This is a genomic window from Campylobacter showae CSUNSWCD (genome assembly GCF_000313615.1).
Lineage (GTDB): Bacteria > Campylobacterota > Campylobacteria > Campylobacterales > Campylobacteraceae > Campylobacter_A > Campylobacter_A showae_A.
Genome location: NZ_AMZQ01000001.1, coordinates 104,412 through 122,130 on the forward strand (window position 1 = coordinate 104,412; position 17,719 = coordinate 122,130).

The window sequence follows — 17,719 nt, forward strand, 5'->3', positions numbered from 1 at the left end:
GAGAAAATATGGCGTATCAAGAGGAGTATTGGCAAAATTTTTATGAAAAAGCATGGGCGACAAGGGCTAAATTTATGGATGAGTGCCTAAAAAATGGACTCAATAGCTATCAAGCCGTAAAAATGCTGGAAAAAAAAGAGCGGCTAAGTGAGCTAAGTTTGGATAACGTTACAAACGAAATGGTTTGGGAGAAGCGAAAGCTTTTTAGCACGAATGTTTTAAGATTCGTCGAAATCCCTATTGCCAGGCTTAGCACTAGACAGGGGGCTGAGCTAATCGTACCTTTTCACTCGTCGTTTAACTTCTATGACATGCTGATCGATATCATCGACGAGACGGGGCCATATGATAGTATCGTGGAGCTTGGCTGCGGATACGGTCGAAATTTGATTGAAATTTTTTATAGAGGCGGGCCGACGGATGTGCGGTATTTTGGCGGAGAATTTACGCAAAGCGGCGTGGAAATCGCTAGCAAACTAGCAGCTGCGACGCCTAAAATGAATGCTAAGTTTTTCCATTTTAATCACCTAGAGCCTAGTCTTGAAGGGTTAGATTTGGGTAAAAAGGCCTTTGTTTTCACCTGCCACTCTATCGAGCAGGTTAAGGAGATCCCGCCGCATTGGTTTGACGTAGTGGCAAACGCTGCTGACTTCGTGCGCTGCGCTCATCTAGAGCCGTTTGGATTTCAGATAGAAGGAGCAAACGATGCCGTTAGCGAAAGACAAAGGGGGTTTTTTAAAACTCAAGGTTGGAACGTAAATTTTGCCGAGACCTTCTTTAATGCCGCCAGACGAAACGTTATCGCTATAGACGATGCGATCGCCGATATCGGACTCTCTCAAGATCCTATGAATCCAGGCTCGCTAGCATTTTGGCATACAAATAAGTAGATGATCAGCTAAAAATTAACCAAAGCTACCGCTCTTGCGGTTGCGTTATTTGGCCATCGGCTTAGTAAATTTACGTAAATGCAAATTTAAATCAAGCCGTGGCTAATAAAAATTTAGCTAAAATCATGCCGAATTTATGTTAAAAATAAGGAGAAAATATGCCTCTACTAGATAGTTTTTGCGTCGATCACGTGAGGATGAACGCGCCCGGCGTGCGCCTGGCAAAGACGATGAAAACGCCAAAAGGCGATGATATAAGCGTGTTTGATTTGCGTTTTTGCAAGCCAAACGAGGAAATTTTGCCAGAAAAAGGCATCCATACGCTAGAGCACCTATTTGCGGGCTTTATGCGCGATCACCTAAACGGCGCAAATGCCGAGATCATCGATATCTCGCCGATGGGTTGCAGGACGGGCTTTTATATGAGCGTGGTCGGCGTGCCTAGCGAGGAGGCGGTCAAGGCCGCGTGGACGGCGTCGATGAAGGATATCCTAGGCGTCAAAAACCAAGAAGACATCCCCGAACTAAACAAGTATCAGTGCGGTACGTACAAAATGCACTCGCTAGACGAAGCGCATGCGATCGCGAGTAAAATTTTAGAGCGCGGACTAGTCACGATAGATAACGAAGAGATCGCGCTAGACGTCGCTGCAATGGGGCTTAAAAAGCACTGATTGATCTTTAAATTTAGCCGCCGTTTGCGCGGCTTTTACTCGCGCGGCAAATTTGAGCAAATTTCAAATTTGGCTAGGTTTGCCGTTTTCTTGCTTCAAATTTTACTTTTTTAATATACAAAACCCGCTTCGTAATAAAATATAGCGATGTAATTTTAAGCCGTAAATTTATAAAATTACATTAATAATTTTTCTTAAGGAAGTGCGATGAAAAGTTTTAAATTTGTTTTGATCGCGGCCTGTGCGGCGGCGATAGGCTTAAACGCCGAGGTTTTGACAAAGACGACCGATATATCGCTAGGCGGTAAAAAGGTCGGCAAGATCGAGGTTTTAACGCCGGTCGAGGTCGTCTCCAAAGAGGGCGCAAAGGCTAAAATCAAGGTAAAAGGCGCCGTTTCGGCAAACTACCTGGCTCAGATACAGCGTAGCGTCAAAAATACCGAGATTTTCACGGTTTTTGATGCCGAGAGCGAGGCGAATTTTAAGAAAATAAAAGAGGTCGGGGACGACTACGGCGAGCTTTGGTATGAGGTCGAGGGCACGTACGAAGTCGCCGCAGACGCGCTAGGTAGCGACGCAAACGCGCTATACAAACAGGCTCAGCAAAAGTACGAGGAGACCTGCTCGGCGTGCCACCGTTTGCACGAGCCAAACAGTTTTACGGCGGCTCAGTGGCCGGCAAATTTACAGTCGATGATCGATACGAACTACGTCTCGCTAGAGGAGACGGAGCTAAATTTGATCGTTAAATACCTGCAGCATAACGCAAAAGATGCAGAATAGGGCTCTGCGCGTTTAGCTAAATTTGCTCGTCGCTTGAAGCGTAAATTTTAGCGACGTTTGTTCTTTAAATTTAGATTTTTGGGATTTTATACTTTTACGGCGGCAAATTTGATGCTAATAGAGCTTAAATTTGCCTGCATCTTGTTCGCCGCACAACCACGTTAATAATATATGGGCGAGCACAAAATATGGTTTTAAAAAGCAAATAAGGGAAAAAGTTGCCTGACCGCGCAGATGCTGCAAGCATAGGCGTGCTTTGGGCGAGTATAGGGAGTGCTTGCGCTCCCGCTCACGGCAGGGCTTTGCTCCTGCGAGAATTAAAATAAGGGAGAAACCGATGAAAAGACGAGATTTCATCAAATTTTCGGCCTTGGCGGCTACGGCTGCGCAGGCTAGCAGGATAGAAGGCGTTACGCAGACGATTTTCGATAACAAAAAGGTATTCGGCGCGAACAGATTCGGGCTTTTTTGGGCAAATACCAACTCAAATCAGATAGTTTCCGTTAGCGATTTTGAGGGCGATAAATTCCCTAATACGATGAATTACAGCCTGCCTGATTGCGTGCAAAACGAGGCTCGCGTGCTATATCCGATGGTGCGCAAAAGCTATCTAAAAGCAAAGGGCGCGGCTAAATCCGAACTGCGCGGCAAAGAGGAATTCGTGCGCGTTAGTTGGGACGTCGCGCTTGATCTTGCCGCCAAGGCGTTAAAAGAAGCCCACGAGAAATACGGCAGCGAAGCGATCTACGGCGAGTGCTACTGGTGGGGCGGCAGCGGCAAGGTCAGCTGGGGGCGCACGGTAGCTCATAGGATGCTTAAAATTTTAGGCGGCTACGTGGAAGAAAGCGGCGATTATTCGACGGGAGCGGGGCTTGTCATCATGCCTCACGTGCTTGGCAGCAGCGCGGTCTACGACACGCCTACTAAGTGGGCGGCGATAGTTAAAAACGCTAAAAACGTCGTATTTTGGGCGACCGATCCTGTGGTAACCAATCAAATTTCATCCATTCCGCCTACGCACGACGGCTACGTAGGTATAAAAGAGCTTAAAAAATCGGGCATCAAAACATATAGCGTAAATGCGATGATAAACGACACGGCGCGCTACTTCGGCTCCGAAAATATCATCGTACGCCCTAATACCGACGCGGCGTTAATTATCGGCATGTGCCACCATCTGTTTACGAACAAGCTCTACGACGAGGAATTTATCAAAAAATACACCGTCGGATTTAATAAATTTAAAGACTACTTTATGGGCGAGACCGACAAAGTCGTAAAAGACGCGGAGTGGGCGAGCAAAATTTGCGGCGTAGCGGCGGATAAGATAAAAAGCTTCGCCGAGGCGCTAGCCAAAGAACCGACGACTATCCTTATAGGCCGCGCGCTTCAAAGAGCCGACCACGGCGAGCAGCCTTTCTGGGCGCTTATAGCTCTTAACGCGATGCTAGGCTATATCGGTAAAGAAGGCCTTGGCTTTGAGTTTAGCCTAGGATACGACTCTGGCGGTATGACGAATAAAATTTCGCCGACGCTAAAAGGCATCAGCACGCGCATTAGCGAAAAATACGAAAATTTAGGCAAGGCTCCTTGGAAAGACGCTAAAAACGTCACCATTCCGTCCTCTCGCAGCATCGAGGCCTTGGAGTATCCGGGCAAAGAGATCGACTACGACGGCACTAAGATTAAACTACCTCGCATGAGAGTGGCGTATATGGCCTCAGGCTCGATGTTTACGCGCCATCAAGACGTAAATAATGCAGTTAAACAGTGGAGAAAATTCGAAACCGTCATCACCGCCGAGCCTTATTGGACCAGCACGGCGAAATTTAGCGACATCGTACTACCCGTAGCTATCGAAGTCGAGCGCAACGACATAAACCAAACCGGCGACAGCGGCGAATACATCGTAGCCTATAAGCCCGTCATCGCGCCGATGGGCGAGAGCAAGAGCGACTTTTGGATCTGCGAGCAAATTTGCAAACGCTGGGGTTACGGCGAGGCGTTTAGCGAGGGCAAGGACGAGCTCGGCTGGATGAAAGAATTTTACGCCGACGCGGCCGAGCAGGCCAAGGGGCTAAATTTAAGCATGCCTAGCTTTGAGGAATTTTACGAAAAAGGATTCGTGAGATTTGAAAAAGACGACGAGAGCAACGCGCTCTACACTCGCCTAGCCGCCTTCCGCGAAAATCCGGCTAAAAACCGTCTAGGAACTCCGTCGGGTAAAATCGAGCTATACTCGCCGACGATAGCGAAGATGAACTACGCCGACTGCCCTGCGCACCCTGCGTGGATCGAGCCTTTTGAATGGCTAGGCAACGCGAGCAAGAAGTACCCGTTGCATATCGTCAGCCCGCACTCTCGCTACCGCCTGCACAGCCAGTTAAACAACTCTATCATCAGAAATTTCGCCGAAGTCAGCGGACGCGAACCGATGCTAATCAACCCGAAAGACGCCAAAGAGCGCGGCCTAGCTACGGGCGATATAGCGCGCGTATTTAACGATAGAGGCGAAATTTTAACGGGCGTTTTAGTAACCGACGTCGTGCCGCCTAGCGTCATAGCCATCTGCGAGGGCGCGTGGTACGATCCGGAAATTTGGGGCGAAAAGAGCCTATGCCAGCACGGCTGCGTAAACGTCCTAACCCGCGACAAAGGCACTTCAAGCCTAGCACAAAGCAACTCGGCTCACACCGCGCTAGCGCAGGTCGAGAAATTTAAAGGAGAGATTAGGCCGATTACGGCGTTTTCAAAACCAAAAATCCTACAAAGCATTTAATGCGTCGTCTCGCGAGCGCTTTTGAGAGAGATTTGAAATTTTAAGTCTGCGGCAGACTACTTGTCTAGCCTTGACTTAAAATTTCTGCACAACTCTCAAAATCATCTCGCGATACTTCCGCTTGTCTTTTTACGCTCAAATTTGCAATTTGTTGAATTTGAGCGTAAATTTACTTCTTTCGTATTCGTCAAATTTGAACGCAAATTTTGCTCAGGTTAAAAACTCTGCTAAAATTCGCTCAAATATAACCCAAAGGCCGCGCCGTGCAAATCCCAAGTTTGATCCGAAATTTTATCCGCAAACGTATCGTTTCAGAGCCCGTTTTGCTACCGTTTTTCTATCCAGAGGAGGGCGAGTTTGAGAGTTTTCAGGACGGATATAGACTCGTTAGCCGCAAAACGGGCGAGGAGCTAGCAGACGACGCACCAGGGCAGTGGCGCAAGAGCTGGCGAGTCATCGCGCGTAACGGCATGGACGATCCGTTTTTTGTAGATTTTGCGCTAGGCGACGCCTCGCCCGTGTATTTTGCGTATCACGGCGCTGGCTCGTGGGAGCCGATAAAGATCGCGGACGACATCGTTAAATTTGAAGAAATTTTAATCGCACTTGCCGCGCTTGAAGCGCCTTGCCCGCTTGAAGCGATCGCGCCGCTTGCTGATTTAAACAACGAATTTTACCGCGAACTAGCAGGCGACTACGCGCGGAAAGATGAAGCGCGCGAGGAGCCCAAATATAAATATTTCAGCGTTTTCATCGAGGATTTAGGCGCGGATAAGGCAAAAACGCTCGTGTTTTTAAAGAATTTTTTTGACGACGAGAGCTTTGCGGCGACCAAAGAGAGGGCGCAAAATTTGCCGCTTTGTATTTTTAGCGGCATAGAAGAGCTGGCGCTACCGATACAAGATAAACTCGCCTCGCTCGGAGTTAAATTTCACGCACGAGAGATAACTTTTAACGAACTTATCGCCAGTCATGGCTAATTTATCCAAATTTCGCTATCATACGCGGTATTTTTTAAAAAGGATAAACATGAAAAAATCACTGCTTTTCGTCGCGCTTTGCGCTTTTGCCGGACATCTTGCGGCAGCTGATATGCCCGCTGCTTGCGAGGAGTATAAAAAAGTTTCTTACGACTTCATCGATTCGATGGCAAAACAAGCCCAGGCTCAAGGTAAAAAGGACTTTGACGCTGCTGCGACGAAAAAAGAGTTTGAAGCTGACTACGCGAGCATAAAAAAGATGAGCAAAGAGGAGCAAGAATCTACGTGCAATCAAGGCATAGCCGAGGTAAAAGAGCTTGAAAATATGCTAAAAATGATGGAAGCGATAAAGTAAATTTAAGTCACTTCGGCTTATTTACGCTCCCAAAATCCGCGTTTAAATATCAAATTTGAGCGCGGATTTTTAATTTTACTCACAGATTTTAAAAACTATCACTCAGGCACGCAAATTTCGCCGCGCCGCATCGCCTTTATCGTGTAAAAGCCCACGATGCCGATAAAAACGCACAAGATAGCAAAACCGGCCGCTCCCGCAAACAAGAAAAATTTGATCCCGTTAAACTCAAACGCTCGCAAAAACGCGATGCTAGCCGCAGCCGTCGGGAAGGTAAACGCCCACCACGAGAGGAAAAATTTAAGCCGCAAAAAGCTTTTAAACATAAAAAGTATGAGAAGCGCGAAAAATAGCGTGACGTAGAGCATGATCTTCGCCGTCACGTCAAAGCTGCCGGTGAGCTTGACGTAGTCCAAAAACGCCATCGCAGGCGGCGCGATCACGATAAAAAGCGTCGGGATAAATTTCTGCAGCATCTGATCGTGAAAGATGATGCGGTAAAACAAAACCGCAAAGAGCACGGGCCAAAAAAATATCCCGATAGCAAAGTAATACCACGCAAGCTCGCTAGCGGCGGGCGAGGCTAGCGGGACGAAGAGGTTACCCACGATCGGGATGAACCACGCGGGGTTTGAGTGCGCGATCTGGACGTTATTTTTGATCCAAAAGGAGACGACGTGCAGCGTGATAAAGGTCTGAAACGCCGTGCCCGCACAAAAAAGCGTATCGTAAACGAGCGCAAAGTCCCGCCAGAGCGAGGAGACTAGCAGTGTGCCGATCGAAAAAGCGGCGAAAAAATTTACGCGCACCGGGTGGAAAAACTCCGCCTTGCAAGCCCCTGGGTATTTTATCAGCTTCGCCGCGTAACAAGCGCAGATGAGCGCGTACGCAAGGCTAGCCGCGCCGCGTAAAATCTCAAAAACCGCGCCTGAGATATCAAAGATCAAATTTAGCCGCTCGTACGCGAGAGCTAGTCCGCCAAGCCCCATAACTACGGTGTAAAACATGATCGGAAAGTGCTGTAGCCAGTTTGGTTTTTCGTCCTGCGTTTTCATATTTTTCCTCGTTTTTTCTAAATTTTAGCCCAATTTTAGCGCAATTTCGGTGAGTTAGTCACGGAATAAATCAATGCTTAAAATATTTTGTAGCTAAATTTTATCACCGTGCTTTTACGTAAAAGAAAATATAATTAAACAAAACCGAATTTAACCAAGGAGTGCGTATGTTGGGAGACGAGCTAAAAGATACGCTAAAGCAGCGGTTTACCTCTAAATTTACGCTTAGTGCGCAGGATGAAGAGGCGGTGTTAAAAAGCGCGACGCTAAAAAGCTTTAAAAAAGGCGAGAGGATATACCCAAAAGATGTCTGCCTTGGCTACGCGATCATCATAAGCGGACGTGCGCGAGGGCTGGTTAGCACGAGTAATTTTAAAGAGATTACCGTCTTTAACCTACAAGGCGGTGATAGCTGTATGCTGTGCGGCTTTTGTTCGCTTGGAGTGCTGCAAGCGGAGATAAATTTACAAATCGAAGATGATATGCGGATGATTTTGATCCCGAGGGAGATATTTAAGAGGCTACGCGAAAACTATCCGCAGGTGGCAAATCACGCGCTAGAGCTCATGGCGACGAGGTTTAGCTCGGCGATAACGGCGATGGATCAGACGCTGTTTTTGCCTCTAACTAGGCGAATAATAAATTTCCTCGAGCAAAACGGCGCGAAAAACGGGCTAAAGATCACGCACGAGCAGATCGCAAACGACATCGCTAGCGCGCGAGAGGCGGTATCAAGAGCGCTAAAAGAGATGCAGAAAAAGGGGCTCGTCGAGCTAAAACGCGGGGTCGTGACGTTAAGGTGACTTTGTTACATATTTAAATTTTAAAATGCGCTATGATTTGACAATAACTTCTAAAAGGAGCTTTTATGCAAAGCATCGACAGAAGAGGCGCCTTGAAAATTTTAGGCGCGGCGGGGCTAGCGGCGGCGGGAGTCGCAGGAGCTAGCAAGCTAAATGCGGGAGAAAATGCGGACATCCGCGCAAATATCCTAATAATCGGCGGCGGTCTAGGCGGCATCAGCCTAGCGGCGAAACTACGACGAGATATGCCAAACGCCGAACTAACGGTCCTTGATAAGGACGAGTACTTCTACTATCAGCCCGGCTTTACGCTCATCGCAGCCGGTCACTATCTGCCCGAAGACATAACCTACGAAAAATCAAATTTGATCCCAGACGGCGTAAAATGGATAAAACAAAATGCCGCATCTATCGATCCGGCGACAAATTCCGTCAAGCTAGAGGACGGGTCAAATTTGAACTACGACTACCTCGTGATAGCTAGCGGAGCGGAGTATGAGTTTGAGAGCGTAAAAGGACTTAGCGCCGACGATATAGGTAGCGACAACGTGACTTCTATCTACACGATCCCAGGTGCCGTTGCTATGTCCGGCATAATGAAAAAAGTCGGCAAAGATGGCGGCAAGATAGTCTTTAGCGACAATAAAACACCGATGAAGTGTTCGGGTGCAAATAAAAAAGTAACGCTACTAACCGAAGATATGGCGCGAAATTTAGGCAACAGAGACAAGCTTGATATCTCGATATACTCGGGTGCTCGGACGATATTTTCCGCTCCTGTTTATGCTAAAATGATAGAAGGGATGCTGGAGGAGCGAGACGTGAAGTATTTTACCTCGCATCAGCTGGTTGAGGTGGATAAAAGTGCTAATATAGCGGTATTTGAGCACGCTATGCCGTACCGCGAAAACGGCGAAAATAAACTCGCTAAAGAGCTAGTCGAAGTAAAATTCGACTACCTACACCTAGTGCCTCGCATGAAGGCTTCTAAAATCTACGCTGATGCAGGGCTAAGCGTAGAAAAGGGCGATGTGGCGGGCAACTGGATTAGCCTCACGCGCGAGACGCTGCAACACTCGAAATTTAAAAATATATTTGCTATCGGCGATGCTTGCGGATTTCCCGCCGGTAAAACTGGAGCTAGTATACGCAAGATGTATCCAGTGCTGGCGCAAAATTTAGCCGACGTTATAAAAGGACGCGAGCCGAGTGCTAGATACGGCGGCTACACCGCGTGCCCGCTGCTAACGAAATTCGGCAAAGCGGTGATGGTGGAGTTTAACTGGACGGGCAAGCCCGAGCCTACGATAGCGTGCATGGGCGCGACTCGCGAGAGCTACCTAAACTGGGCGATGAAGCTATATATGATGAAGCCGATGGTCATGCAAGGCATGATAAGAGGCCTAGCATAAAGGAGAGAAAATGCAAAACGTCGGGATTTTAGATAAAACTATCCGCCTAGTAATCGCTGCGGTTTGGATATACGCATTTGGGTTCGTCTGCGAGTGCTGGCTGTGGCTGGTCGGTCTCGTGCCGCTACTGACGGCTGTTTACGGTTATTGTCCTCTTTATAAATTTTTTGGTATAAATACGTGTAAAAAATGCAAGAACAAAGAAAGGAATACGCAATGCTAAGTAAAAAAACTAGGATAATAAGAGCGCTGATCGGGCTAGCCATAATGATCGCTGGAGCGGTGTTTAGCAGCTGGTGGGGGCTAGTAGGGCTCGTGCCGTTTATCGTGGGCGTTACGGGATTTTGCCCCGCTTGCTACTTTTTAAACCGCTGTTCGCTAAAGCGCTAAATTTAGCCAAATTTGCACGCGCGGGCTTAAATTTAACCTCAAATTTGAGTCCGCGCTTTTAGATATATCAAATTTAAATCGGCGCACATTTCTACCCAAACAAACCTCAAAATTTAAGCTTATTTTTTATACAATCGATCCCAAATCCAAAAAGCGGAGTTTAAGATGAAATTTATCCCCAAAACCATACCTTTTGCTGAATTTATCGCGCTTATGGCGCTTCTAACCTCGCTTGGAGCTATGAGCACAGACGCGATGCTGCCAGCACTCATGCAGATCGGTCTGGATCTTGGCGTGACGCAGATAAACCAAACCCAGCTCGTCATCTCCTCGATGTTTGCGGGCTTTGCCGTCGGACAGATATTTTACGGGCCGCTTAGCGACTTTATCGGGCGACGAAACGCCGTACTGCTCGCGCTTGCGATATTTACGGCAAGCTCCTTTATTTCGGTCGTCACGAGCGATTTTACCGCGCTTTTAGCAAGCAGATTTTTCCAGGGGCTAGGCGCTGCGGGCCCTAGGATCATCGCGATGGCGCTTATTCGCGATCTTTACGAGGGGCGTGCGATGGCCCGCGTGATGAGCTTTATCGCAGCCGTTTTTATCATTGTGCCAGCACTCGCCCCGATTATCGGCGGCTTTATCTTTAAAATTTATAATTGGCGCAGCATATTTTTAATGCTCACTTTTATGGGACTTACGTGCCTAGCGTGGTTTGGGCTGCGTCAGAGCGAGACTCTGCCTGTGCAAAATCGTAATAAATTTAGCCTAAATTTGATAAAAAGCGAAGCCGCGCAGGTCGTGAAAAACAGGCGTACCGCAGGCTACACCATCGTTTTGGGGCTGATTTTTGGGATGTTTTTGAGCTATATCAGCACCGCTCAGCAGATTTTTGAGGTGAGTTACAAGCTAGGTGACGAGTTTCCTATATATTTTGCTATAAACGCTCTGGCCCTTGGCGTCGCGTCGATGATAAACGCAAAACTCGTGATGATCTACGGTATGCGCTATCTTAGCCTGCGAGCTATGGGGGCGTTTTGCGTCATAGCGGTCGCGTTTTTGTCAGTCGTCCTCGCGTATGAAGGAGTGCCGCCACTGTGGACTTTTATGGCGTTTTGTATGAGTAGCTTTTTTTGCGTGAGCATACTTTTTGGCAACCTAAACGCGATGGCGATGGAGCCCATGGGCAAGATCGCGGGCATGGCGGCTGCACTGATTGGCTCGGTTTCAACCTTTGTTTCGCTTCCTATCGGAATCGCGATCGGACAGCTATTTGAGGGTACGCTACTGCCTATGGTTGCGAGCTTTGCGCTTATCGGAGCGACGGCTTTTGCGCTGCTTTACAGGACTTCAAAGATTTCTGATGAGTAAAATAAACTAGCCGAGTTTTATTAAATTTTAGCGACAAATTTGGCTACGCTTAAATAACCGCGCCGTTCGCAAAAGCGCCTTATAAAGCAAATTTACGTTATCATTGCGCAAATTTAAAGGCAAGATATGAAACCCAAATACAACTTTTTTAAAAACTCCAAATTTGCATTCGAGGGGCTTGCTGCGATGCTAAAAAACGAGGCGGCATTTCGCACTGAGCTTTGCGTCATCGTCCCACTCGCGGTAGTTTCGCTGTTTTTACCCGTTTCTGCCGCACAGCATGCGCTACTGATCGCCGTTTTCGGACTCGTTTTGATCTGCGAGTGCCTAAATACCGCGATAGAAGCGGTAGTAGATCTCGTTTCGCCGGGCTTTCATCCGCTGGCTAAAATCGCCAAAGACTGCGCCTCCGCCGCCGTTTGCCTCTCTATCTGCACGGCTGCGATAACTTGGGCTTGGACGATTCTTACGCTTGTATTTGGCGAGTAAATTTGAGAACCGATCGGCTACCAAATTTGCGCTCAAAATCTAAATCTAAAAACTCGAATTTTACGCCGAACGACTAAAGCTTTAAGCTTTTTTTGGATAAAGTTTCACTCTTATTATCAATATTAGGAAAGCTATGAAGCTACGTATTTCTTGGTTTAAATTTACGCTTTTAAACGCAGTTTTTATCGCCGCGCTAAATTTCGCATTATTTAAATTCGCCTACTCAAAGCTTAGTTTTGACGCGGACGCGCCGATGGCCGCGAGTCTGCCGATCATCTATTTTTCGCTACTTTGCGCGCTATTTTCGCTCGTTTTTTTGCCTTATCTTGCTAAGCCCGTTAGCATCGCTGCGATTGCCATTACGTGTGGCAGCAGCTACTTCATGCAAAGCTACGGTATCATAATCGATAGCGAAATGATAAGAAACGTCGCGCAAACGGACGCGGGCGAGGTGTTAAGCTTTTTAAATCCAAAACTCATTTGCTACATGCTATTTTTGGGCGTTTTGCCCTGCCTTTTGGTCGCGTTTACAAGGATCGAGTACGGCGGCGTAAAGCGGCATCTAAAGGTCAAATTTGTGGCATTTGTGGGCTTTTTAGCGCTCGCGGCGGCTCTATTTTTGCCACAAACCAAATCCATAATCCCGTTTTTTCGCGAAAACAGCTTCATTAGAGCCTACAACCTGCCGTTTTATCCGATTTACGCGGCGCAAAAATATATAAAAATCGAGTTTTTCAAGCCCGAATTTAAACAAATCGGCACGGACGCGACGATGAGGCCAAGCCGCGAGCGACGGCTGATGGTGCTGATCGTCGGTGAAACGGCCCGCGCGAAAAACTATTCGCTCGGCGGATACGCCAAAAACGATACGAATTTTTACACGAAAAATGAGCCAAATTTGGTCTATTTCGGCGACGCTCGCTCGTGCGGAACTGCGACAGCTGTTTCGCTGCCGTGCCTGTTTTCAAAGTCCACGAGAAAAGAATACAGCAGTAAAGAATTTAGCGAAAACGCGCTTGATATCTTAAAACGAGTCGGCGTCAAGGTCGTGTGGCTAGGCAACAACTCGGGCAAGTGCAAGGGCGTTTGCGACCGTTTGGACGCGGGCGACGTCGAGTATTTTGACGCGGGATACGATACGAATATGCTACTTTCCCTCAAAAAACGCCTCGAAAATCTCGCGCAAAACGAGATCATCGTCCTGCACCTGCAAGGCTCGCACGGACCGGCCTACTACGCGCGCTATCCGAGCGAATTTCGCAAATTTACCCCGACTTGCGACACGAGCGAGCTTAGCTCCTGCGATAGCGATAGTATCGTAAACACATACGACAACACGCTGCTTTTTACCGATTTTTTTGTTGGCGAGGTCATCAAGGCAGTTAAGGACGTGGGCGGCGATAAGAGCGCTGTTTGGTACTTTTCAGATCACGGCGAGAGCCTAGGTGAAAACGGCATCTATCTGCACGGCATGCCCTACGCCATCGCGCCCGAGACGCAAAAGCACATCCCGATGATGGCGTACGCAAGCGACGAAGCGACGCTAGCTCGCCTGCGCGCGCAAAAAGACGAAGCCGTCTCGCACGATAATGTTTTTAGCTCGTTGCTTGGGTTTTTTGGGGTGGAAACAAAAGAATATGACAAAAAACTCGACATGTTTAATTAAGCAGTTTCCGCGGCTTGTCTTTTTCCGCCATACTTCGTTATCGGCTCAGTCGGCCTCGGTCACGTATTATATATACGCTCCCTCGCCTCGCTCGCCGCTGCCTCGTCTGACGAAAAAATACGGCGCCTTGACTTCTTAATATTCAAATTTGAAGCTGAAATTTACAAATTTAACTGTAAATTTGGAAGCAAAGCAACAGGGCGAAGTATCGTGAGATGATTTTTCGAGTTTTGAAGCAAAATTGAGCGCGCGCTAGGCATATAGCCTGCGGAGCGAAAATTTTGCGAAATCTCGGAAAAGCACTCGCGAGACAAGCCTTTTTATTCAATTTGCTCTCTCTGCCATATGAGTTTTTTCCCAAACCCCAACGCATTATGCGTAAATTTAACCCAGCCAAGGCTCAAAGCATAAAGGCTCGGGTTCATCGCCAAAGCGTAAGGAAAGCGCGTGAAGTAAATTTTGCTTTGCTGCGCGGTCGCGGGAGCGGCTAGGGCGCGAAACTGCACGCCCTCTATCTTGCCCACCACCTTCGTATCAAGCGCGACGGTGCCGGCAACGCCAGGCTCAGCCAAAAACGCCCTCACGTGAGCGCTCTGCTCGCCGCCAGCTACGATAAAGGCCAAATTTTCCTCGTCAAAGGCGTAAAAACAGCTCGCGCAGTATGGCCTACCATCATCTAAAACAGCAAGGCTAAGCAGGTGCATCTTGCGGATAAATTTTAAAATTTTTTCATCCATTTCGTCCACTTTAAGCGCTAAAAACTTGAGCCAAATTTGCCGAAACCCAGCTAAAATTTAGCGCTAAAAAGCAAGCTAAAACTAGCCAAAAAGCGAATATAAAAAGCTCTATTTTGACAAATTTAGCTCCCGCTTTTTCGCGTTTAAATAAAGCCACTCCAAGCCCGGCCGCAAAGCCGCCGATAAAGCTAAAATAGTGCACCGCCGCGGGCTTAACGAAGCTTGGGAGTTTGCCCGCAAAAAATAGCGAAAATATCGTAAACGAGATCAAATTTGCCAGTAAAAAGTAAAACGCGACGACGGGAATTTGCGGGAAAAATCCGTGCAAAACAAAGCTCAAAACGGTCGCGCTAATGAGCAAAAATACGCGCGTGGCAAAACAGCACATTTTCATCCTTTTTTTGCGTGATTTTAGCGCAAGGGGTATTAAGAAAAAAGAAATTTAGCCGATATAAAGCCAAAAGGACGACAAATCATGAAACTACAAAACTACCAAAGCGCGAGCCTAAACAGCTTTGATTTTAGCTTTAAAACCAGCAGCGGCGATGAAATAAATCTAAAAATGTACGACAACAAAACCGTATACTACACTAGCGCCAAAACAGCCGGTGCATCAGCATCTGCGCTCACTCTCACGCACGAGTACGGATATAGTTTCTCGTATAAAGGCGACGGTCTGGACGCGCGCGATAAAGAGGAGCTCGCAATCGCTCTAGAAAAGATAGCGCCTAGCATAGATAAATTTATGAAAAACGTCAAAGAGGGCGAGGACTGGGTATCTTCGCGCGTGACAAATCTCGCAAACTCCCTTCGCAAGGAGCTTCCAGAGGTCAAAGACGAAAATCATAAAAATTTTATCGCGGACGGCACGCTAAAGCTTTTTGATAGGCTGATGGAACAAAATAAAGCGGATAACAGGCTGCTACAAAACTCCAAAAAGCTCTTTGACGAGCTCATTTCTCAGCTGGATAGCTTTAAATTTTACGTTTAGTTCGCGGTTTAAAATTTTCGCTATAATTCATAAATTTTAAAAATAGGAAAATTTATGAACGCGAATGAAAAAATCACCCAAATGCTAAATCTCCAGCAGAGCCTAAACGACGATACCAACGGCATCGGCTGGGAAAATGGCGTAAACAAAAACGGCAAACTCATCAGCTGGAAACGCTGCATATATATGGAGTGCGCCGAGCTCATAGATAGCTTTGCCTGGAAACACTGGAAAAGCATAAACGCACCGACGAATGAAGAAAATCTGCGCGTCGAGGTCGTGGATATCTGGCACTTTTTGATGAGTTTGATGCTCGAGCAGTACAAGCTAAATAATCTGGGCGATATCGCAAAGCTATCAAGCGATATCTGTGCTAGCAGCGGCTTTGAGGCGTTTTGCCGCGAGCCGTTTAACGTCGCTGAAGAGAATATCTATGAGATCATAAACGACGTCGAAATGCTCATAAATAAGTGCTCGGGCTTTGAGTATACACTCTTTGATCTGCTCAAAATTTACTTCACGATGAGCCTAAAATGCGGCGTAAATCTCAGCTCGCTTTACGAGTGCTACATCGGTAAAAACGTCCTAAACCGCTTCCGTCAAGACCATGGCTATAAAGAGGGTGCGTATAAAAAGGTCTGGAACGGCAAGGAAGATAACGCCGTGATGAACGAGATCCTCGCTCGCGGGCTAAAAAGCGTGGACGAGATATACGCCGCGCTCGAGGCCGAGTACAAGGCGGTAAAATAAAATTTGACGGCTTTGCGGGCTAAATTTGCGCCTCTTTGGTTGTTAAATTTAGCAAATTTAGCCAAATTTTTTACGATTTAGCTTAGTGGTTTAAGTCGTGGGCTGTTAAATTTGACTGCAGTTTAGCTGTGCTCGTAAAAACTCGCCGCTTTGCGCAAAGTAAAAAATGCGCGTCAAATTTAGAAAAGCCGTCGCGCCCAAACGCCCTTTCGCCGCAAAACGGCGATAAATTTAAATAAAATGGAGATTTATTGTTCGTTGATATTTTACGCCTTTCGTTAAAGGACCTTTTCACGCCCAAATTTATCGCGCTCTCTATCTTGCCGCTAGTTTTTTCAGCGCTCATCATCGCAGCGATCGCGATGTTTGGCGGACGCGAGCTATACGAGGCGCTAAATGCCGCCGTATCGGGCGAGGCAGGCGCGCTAGCCGAGTATCCGATGGTGGCTAAAATCCTCAGCCTAGGCATCGCAAAATGGCTCATCGGCGCGATATTTTACGCCGTCGGCGCATATCTGGTCGTCATGCTTTCAGTTTTTTGCGCGCTCGCGGTTGCGGGCTTTCTAACTCCTACGATCGCCCGCGAGATAAACCGCAGACACTACCGCGTGGAGGAGTCGCAGCTGGCAAATATCAGCCTAGCTCGCCAAACGGCTCTTATGGGTCAAATTTTACTCAAATTTATCCTGATCGCGCTTATTTGCGTGCCGATTTTAGCCGTGCCTGCGCTAAATTTCCTCGCCCTGCATCCGGCGTTTTTTTACCTTTATTATTCGCTGCTTTTCATCGACGTCGCTCCAAACGCCCTCTCGCGGCACAAATTCGAGCTTTACTTGCTTGATTACGGCGGATACAAATTTAAAGCCGCCGCACTGTGCTTTTACCTGCTTTGTTTGGTGCCTATTTTCGGGCTTTTTTTGCAGGTTTTTTTCGTTATTTACTTTTCGCATTTTTTATTTTTACGCGAGACTTCGCGCTTGACGTAAATCATTTCAAATCAGCGAAAAACTAAATAAAATAAGCCCAAATTTTTAAAAAAGGAAAACAAATGAGAACTGAAAATATCGTAGTTTGCAACGTCTGCGGACAAAAAAGCACGGAAAACGAAAACGCCGTATTTATCCGCGCCCACAAAAACGGCGAAGAAGTCGATATCTGCACTGCATGCATCCCTAGCGTCATCCACGGCTCTGGCCTAGTCGTTCGCAGCAACGACGAAATCAAAGAGGATATGTAATCAAATTTAGCCCGCTTTGGGCTAAAATTTACGCTCTGACTCGCTTTTAGCAACTTTAACCCGTCCAAATTTACTCCAGCATTTTCAAATTTACCGCTTTAAATAGATTAAAAACAAGCCTACAAATCTAATCAATATTTGCAGTAAACTCAAATTTAGCCAAAAAATAAATTTGACGAGAATAGTCGCAAATTTGCCGATAAATTTCAAATTTAACTAAACCTCGTCCAAATACGCAAAATCGCGCAACCGTAAATTTCAAGCTCCTAAATTTAACATAACCGTATCCGAGCCGATCAAAATTCGCGCTAAAACCCAAAATAATGTCACGATAAATTTACCAAAAAGTTACGTTTG

Annotated in this window: 20 protein-coding genes; 17 read left to right on the forward strand and 3 right to left on the reverse strand. The window is 47.0% G+C overall.

The genetic code is table 11. The features are described from left to right. The first annotated feature begins 8 nt into the window (after positions 1–8). The 6 genes from CSUNSWCD_RS00510 (at position 9) to CSUNSWCD_RS00535 (ending at position 6,461) form a co-directional block, all read left to right on the forward strand. Complete coding sequence (locus tag CSUNSWCD_RS00510) at positions 9–890, forward strand: class I SAM-dependent methyltransferase (protein WP_009492539.1); 882 nt, start codon at positions 9–11, stop codon at positions 888–890. Positions 891–1,048: 158 nt separating this feature from the next. Next, the gene (gene luxS, locus CSUNSWCD_RS00515) at positions 1,049–1,564 is read left to right on the forward strand and encodes an S-ribosylhomocysteine lyase (RefSeq protein ID WP_009492541.1); all 516 of its coding nucleotides are present in this window, start codon (positions 1,049–1,051) and stop codon (positions 1,562–1,564) included. Positions 1,565–1,771: 207 nt separating this feature from the next. Then, positions 1,772–2,347, forward strand: coding sequence for a cytochrome c-type protein TorY (locus tag CSUNSWCD_RS00520; RefSeq protein WP_009492545.1), 576 nt, complete (start codon positions 1,772–1,774; stop codon positions 2,345–2,347). A 337-nt stretch (positions 2,348–2,684) separates the two neighbouring features. After that, complete coding sequence (locus CSUNSWCD_RS00525; protein ID WP_009492547.1) at positions 2,685–5,126, forward strand: molybdopterin-dependent oxidoreductase; 2,442 nt, start codon at positions 2,685–2,687, stop codon at positions 5,124–5,126. A gap of 263 nt (positions 5,127–5,389) precedes the next feature. Beyond that, positions 5,390–6,106, forward strand: coding sequence for a hypothetical protein (locus tag CSUNSWCD_RS00530; protein WP_009492551.1), 717 nt, complete (start codon positions 5,390–5,392; stop codon positions 6,104–6,106). A gap of 49 nt (positions 6,107–6,155) precedes the next feature. After that, a complete protein-coding gene (locus CSUNSWCD_RS00535) occupies positions 6,156–6,461 on the forward strand; it encodes a DUF5339 domain-containing protein (protein WP_034964030.1) in 306 nt (101 codons plus the stop codon). Positions 6,462–6,559: 98 nt separating this feature from the next. Here CSUNSWCD_RS00535 and CSUNSWCD_RS00540 read toward each other — a convergent pair whose 3' ends face one another. Further along, a complete protein-coding gene (locus CSUNSWCD_RS00540) occupies positions 6,560–7,516 on the reverse strand; it encodes an SLAC1 anion channel family protein (protein WP_009492555.1) in 957 nt (318 codons plus the stop codon). A gap of 167 nt (positions 7,517–7,683) precedes the next feature. Between CSUNSWCD_RS00540 and CSUNSWCD_RS00545 the strand changes: the two genes are divergently transcribed. The 7 genes from CSUNSWCD_RS00545 to CSUNSWCD_RS00575 all read left to right on the forward strand — a co-directional run bounded on the left by CSUNSWCD_RS00545 (position 7,684) and on the right by CSUNSWCD_RS00575 (position 13,647). Next, complete coding sequence (locus CSUNSWCD_RS00545; protein WP_009492557.1) at positions 7,684–8,319, forward strand: Crp/Fnr family transcriptional regulator; 636 nt, start codon at positions 7,684–7,686, stop codon at positions 8,317–8,319. 65 nt (positions 8,320–8,384) lie between these two features. Continuing rightward, entirely contained in the window at positions 8,385–9,731 is a 1,347-nt protein-coding gene (locus CSUNSWCD_RS00550; RefSeq protein ID WP_009492559.1) for an NAD(P)/FAD-dependent oxidoreductase, read from the forward strand. Between the two features lie 10 nt (positions 9,732–9,741). After that, entirely contained in the window at positions 9,742–9,954 is a 213-nt protein-coding gene (locus CSUNSWCD_RS00555) for a YgaP family membrane protein (protein WP_009492561.1), read from the forward strand. Next, complete coding sequence (locus tag CSUNSWCD_RS00560) at positions 9,948–10,121, forward strand: YgaP family membrane protein (RefSeq protein ID WP_009492563.1); 174 nt, start codon at positions 9,948–9,950, stop codon at positions 10,119–10,121. The genes CSUNSWCD_RS00555 and CSUNSWCD_RS00560 overlap by 7 nt, the downstream gene beginning before the upstream one ends. A gap of 165 nt (positions 10,122–10,286) precedes the next feature. After that, the gene (locus CSUNSWCD_RS00565; protein ID WP_009492565.1) at positions 10,287–11,492 is read left to right on the forward strand and encodes a multidrug effflux MFS transporter; all 1,206 of its coding nucleotides are present in this window, start codon (positions 10,287–10,289) and stop codon (positions 11,490–11,492) included. A gap of 126 nt (positions 11,493–11,618) precedes the next feature. Continuing rightward, complete coding sequence (locus CSUNSWCD_RS00570) at positions 11,619–11,981, forward strand: diacylglycerol kinase (RefSeq protein WP_009492567.1); 363 nt, start codon at positions 11,619–11,621, stop codon at positions 11,979–11,981. A gap of 133 nt (positions 11,982–12,114) precedes the next feature. Further along, positions 12,115–13,647 carry a phosphoethanolamine transferase gene (locus tag CSUNSWCD_RS00575; RefSeq protein ID WP_009492571.1) on the forward strand — a complete coding sequence of 511 codons (1,533 nt, stop codon included), beginning with the start codon at positions 12,115–12,117 and terminating at the stop codon, positions 13,645–13,647. Positions 13,648–13,967: 320 nt separating this feature from the next. On the opposite strand, the gene CSUNSWCD_RS00580 is transcribed toward CSUNSWCD_RS00575, so the two are convergent. Both CSUNSWCD_RS00580 and CSUNSWCD_RS00585 read right to left on the reverse strand, forming a co-directional pair. Then, positions 13,968–14,384 carry a pyridoxamine 5'-phosphate oxidase family protein gene (locus CSUNSWCD_RS00580; RefSeq protein WP_034964033.1) on the reverse strand — a complete coding sequence of 139 codons (417 nt, stop codon included), beginning with the start codon at positions 14,382–14,384 and terminating at the stop codon, positions 13,968–13,970. Positions 14,385–14,394: 10 nt separating this feature from the next. Next, a complete protein-coding gene (locus CSUNSWCD_RS00585; protein WP_009492577.1) occupies positions 14,395–14,772 on the reverse strand; it encodes a hypothetical protein in 378 nt (125 codons plus the stop codon). An 87-nt stretch (positions 14,773–14,859) separates the two neighbouring features. Here CSUNSWCD_RS00585 and CSUNSWCD_RS00590 point away from each other — a divergent pair, with 87 nt between their 5' ends. The 4 genes from CSUNSWCD_RS00590 (at position 14,860) to CSUNSWCD_RS00605 (ending at position 17,362) form a co-directional block, all read left to right on the forward strand. Beyond that, complete coding sequence (locus tag CSUNSWCD_RS00590) at positions 14,860–15,375, forward strand: hypothetical protein (RefSeq protein WP_009492579.1); 516 nt, start codon at positions 14,860–14,862, stop codon at positions 15,373–15,375. Positions 15,376–15,429: 54 nt separating this feature from the next. Next, the gene (gene dut, locus CSUNSWCD_RS00595; RefSeq protein ID WP_009492581.1) at positions 15,430–16,125 is read left to right on the forward strand and encodes a dUTPase; all 696 of its coding nucleotides are present in this window, start codon (positions 15,430–15,432) and stop codon (positions 16,123–16,125) included. Between the two features lie 251 nt (positions 16,126–16,376). Then, positions 16,377–17,111 carry an EI24 domain-containing protein gene (locus tag CSUNSWCD_RS00600; protein ID WP_009492585.1) on the forward strand — a complete coding sequence of 245 codons (735 nt, stop codon included), beginning with the start codon at positions 16,377–16,379 and terminating at the stop codon, positions 17,109–17,111. Between the two features lie 62 nt (positions 17,112–17,173). After that, positions 17,174–17,362 carry a hypothetical protein gene (locus tag CSUNSWCD_RS00605; protein WP_002949209.1) on the forward strand — a complete coding sequence of 63 codons (189 nt, stop codon included), beginning with the start codon at positions 17,174–17,176 and terminating at the stop codon, positions 17,360–17,362. Positions 17,363–17,719: the final 357 nt, after the last annotated feature.

Bases quoted from the DNA above. Each gene is read 5' to 3' on its own strand.
- CSUNSWCD_RS00510 (WP_009492539.1), top strand. From the start codon at position 9: ATGGCGTATCAAGAGGAGTATTGGCAAAATTTTTATGAAAAAGCATGG.
- luxS (WP_009492541.1), top strand. From the start codon at position 1,049: ATGCCTCTACTAGATAGTTTTTGCGTCGATCACGTGAGGATGAACGCG.
- CSUNSWCD_RS00520 (WP_009492545.1), top strand. From the start codon at position 1,772: ATGAAAAGTTTTAAATTTGTTTTGATCGCGGCCTGTGCGGCGGCGATA.
- CSUNSWCD_RS00525 (WP_009492547.1), top strand. From the start codon at position 2,685: ATGAAAAGACGAGATTTCATCAAATTTTCGGCCTTGGCGGCTACGGCT.
- CSUNSWCD_RS00535 (WP_034964030.1), top strand. From the start codon at position 6,156: ATGAAAAAATCACTGCTTTTCGTCGCGCTTTGCGCTTTTGCCGGACAT.
- CSUNSWCD_RS00540 (WP_009492555.1), bottom strand. From the start codon at position 7,516: ATGAAAACGCAGGACGAAAAACCAAACTGGCTACAGCACTTTCCGATC.
- CSUNSWCD_RS00545 (WP_009492557.1), top strand. From the start codon at position 7,684: ATGTTGGGAGACGAGCTAAAAGATACGCTAAAGCAGCGGTTTACCTCT.
- CSUNSWCD_RS00550 (WP_009492559.1), top strand. From the start codon at position 8,385: ATGCAAAGCATCGACAGAAGAGGCGCCTTGAAAATTTTAGGCGCGGCG.
- CSUNSWCD_RS00555 (WP_009492561.1), top strand. From the start codon at position 9,742: ATGCAAAACGTCGGGATTTTAGATAAAACTATCCGCCTAGTAATCGCT.
- CSUNSWCD_RS00560 (WP_009492563.1), top strand. From the start codon at position 9,948: ATGCTAAGTAAAAAAACTAGGATAATAAGAGCGCTGATCGGGCTAGCC.
- CSUNSWCD_RS00565 (WP_009492565.1), top strand. From the start codon at position 10,287: ATGAAATTTATCCCCAAAACCATACCTTTTGCTGAATTTATCGCGCTT.
- CSUNSWCD_RS00570 (WP_009492567.1), top strand. From the start codon at position 11,619: ATGAAACCCAAATACAACTTTTTTAAAAACTCCAAATTTGCATTCGAG.
- CSUNSWCD_RS00575 (WP_009492571.1), top strand. From the start codon at position 12,115: ATGAAGCTACGTATTTCTTGGTTTAAATTTACGCTTTTAAACGCAGTT.
- CSUNSWCD_RS00580 (WP_034964033.1), bottom strand. From the start codon at position 14,384: ATGGATGAAAAAATTTTAAAATTTATCCGCAAGATGCACCTGCTTAGC.
- CSUNSWCD_RS00585 (WP_009492577.1), bottom strand. From the start codon at position 14,772: ATGTGCTGTTTTGCCACGCGCGTATTTTTGCTCATTAGCGCGACCGTT.
- CSUNSWCD_RS00590 (WP_009492579.1), top strand. From the start codon at position 14,860: ATGAAACTACAAAACTACCAAAGCGCGAGCCTAAACAGCTTTGATTTT.
- dut (WP_009492581.1), top strand. From the start codon at position 15,430: ATGAACGCGAATGAAAAAATCACCCAAATGCTAAATCTCCAGCAGAGC.
- CSUNSWCD_RS00605 (WP_002949209.1), top strand. From the start codon at position 17,174: ATGAGAACTGAAAATATCGTAGTTTGCAACGTCTGCGGACAAAAAAGC.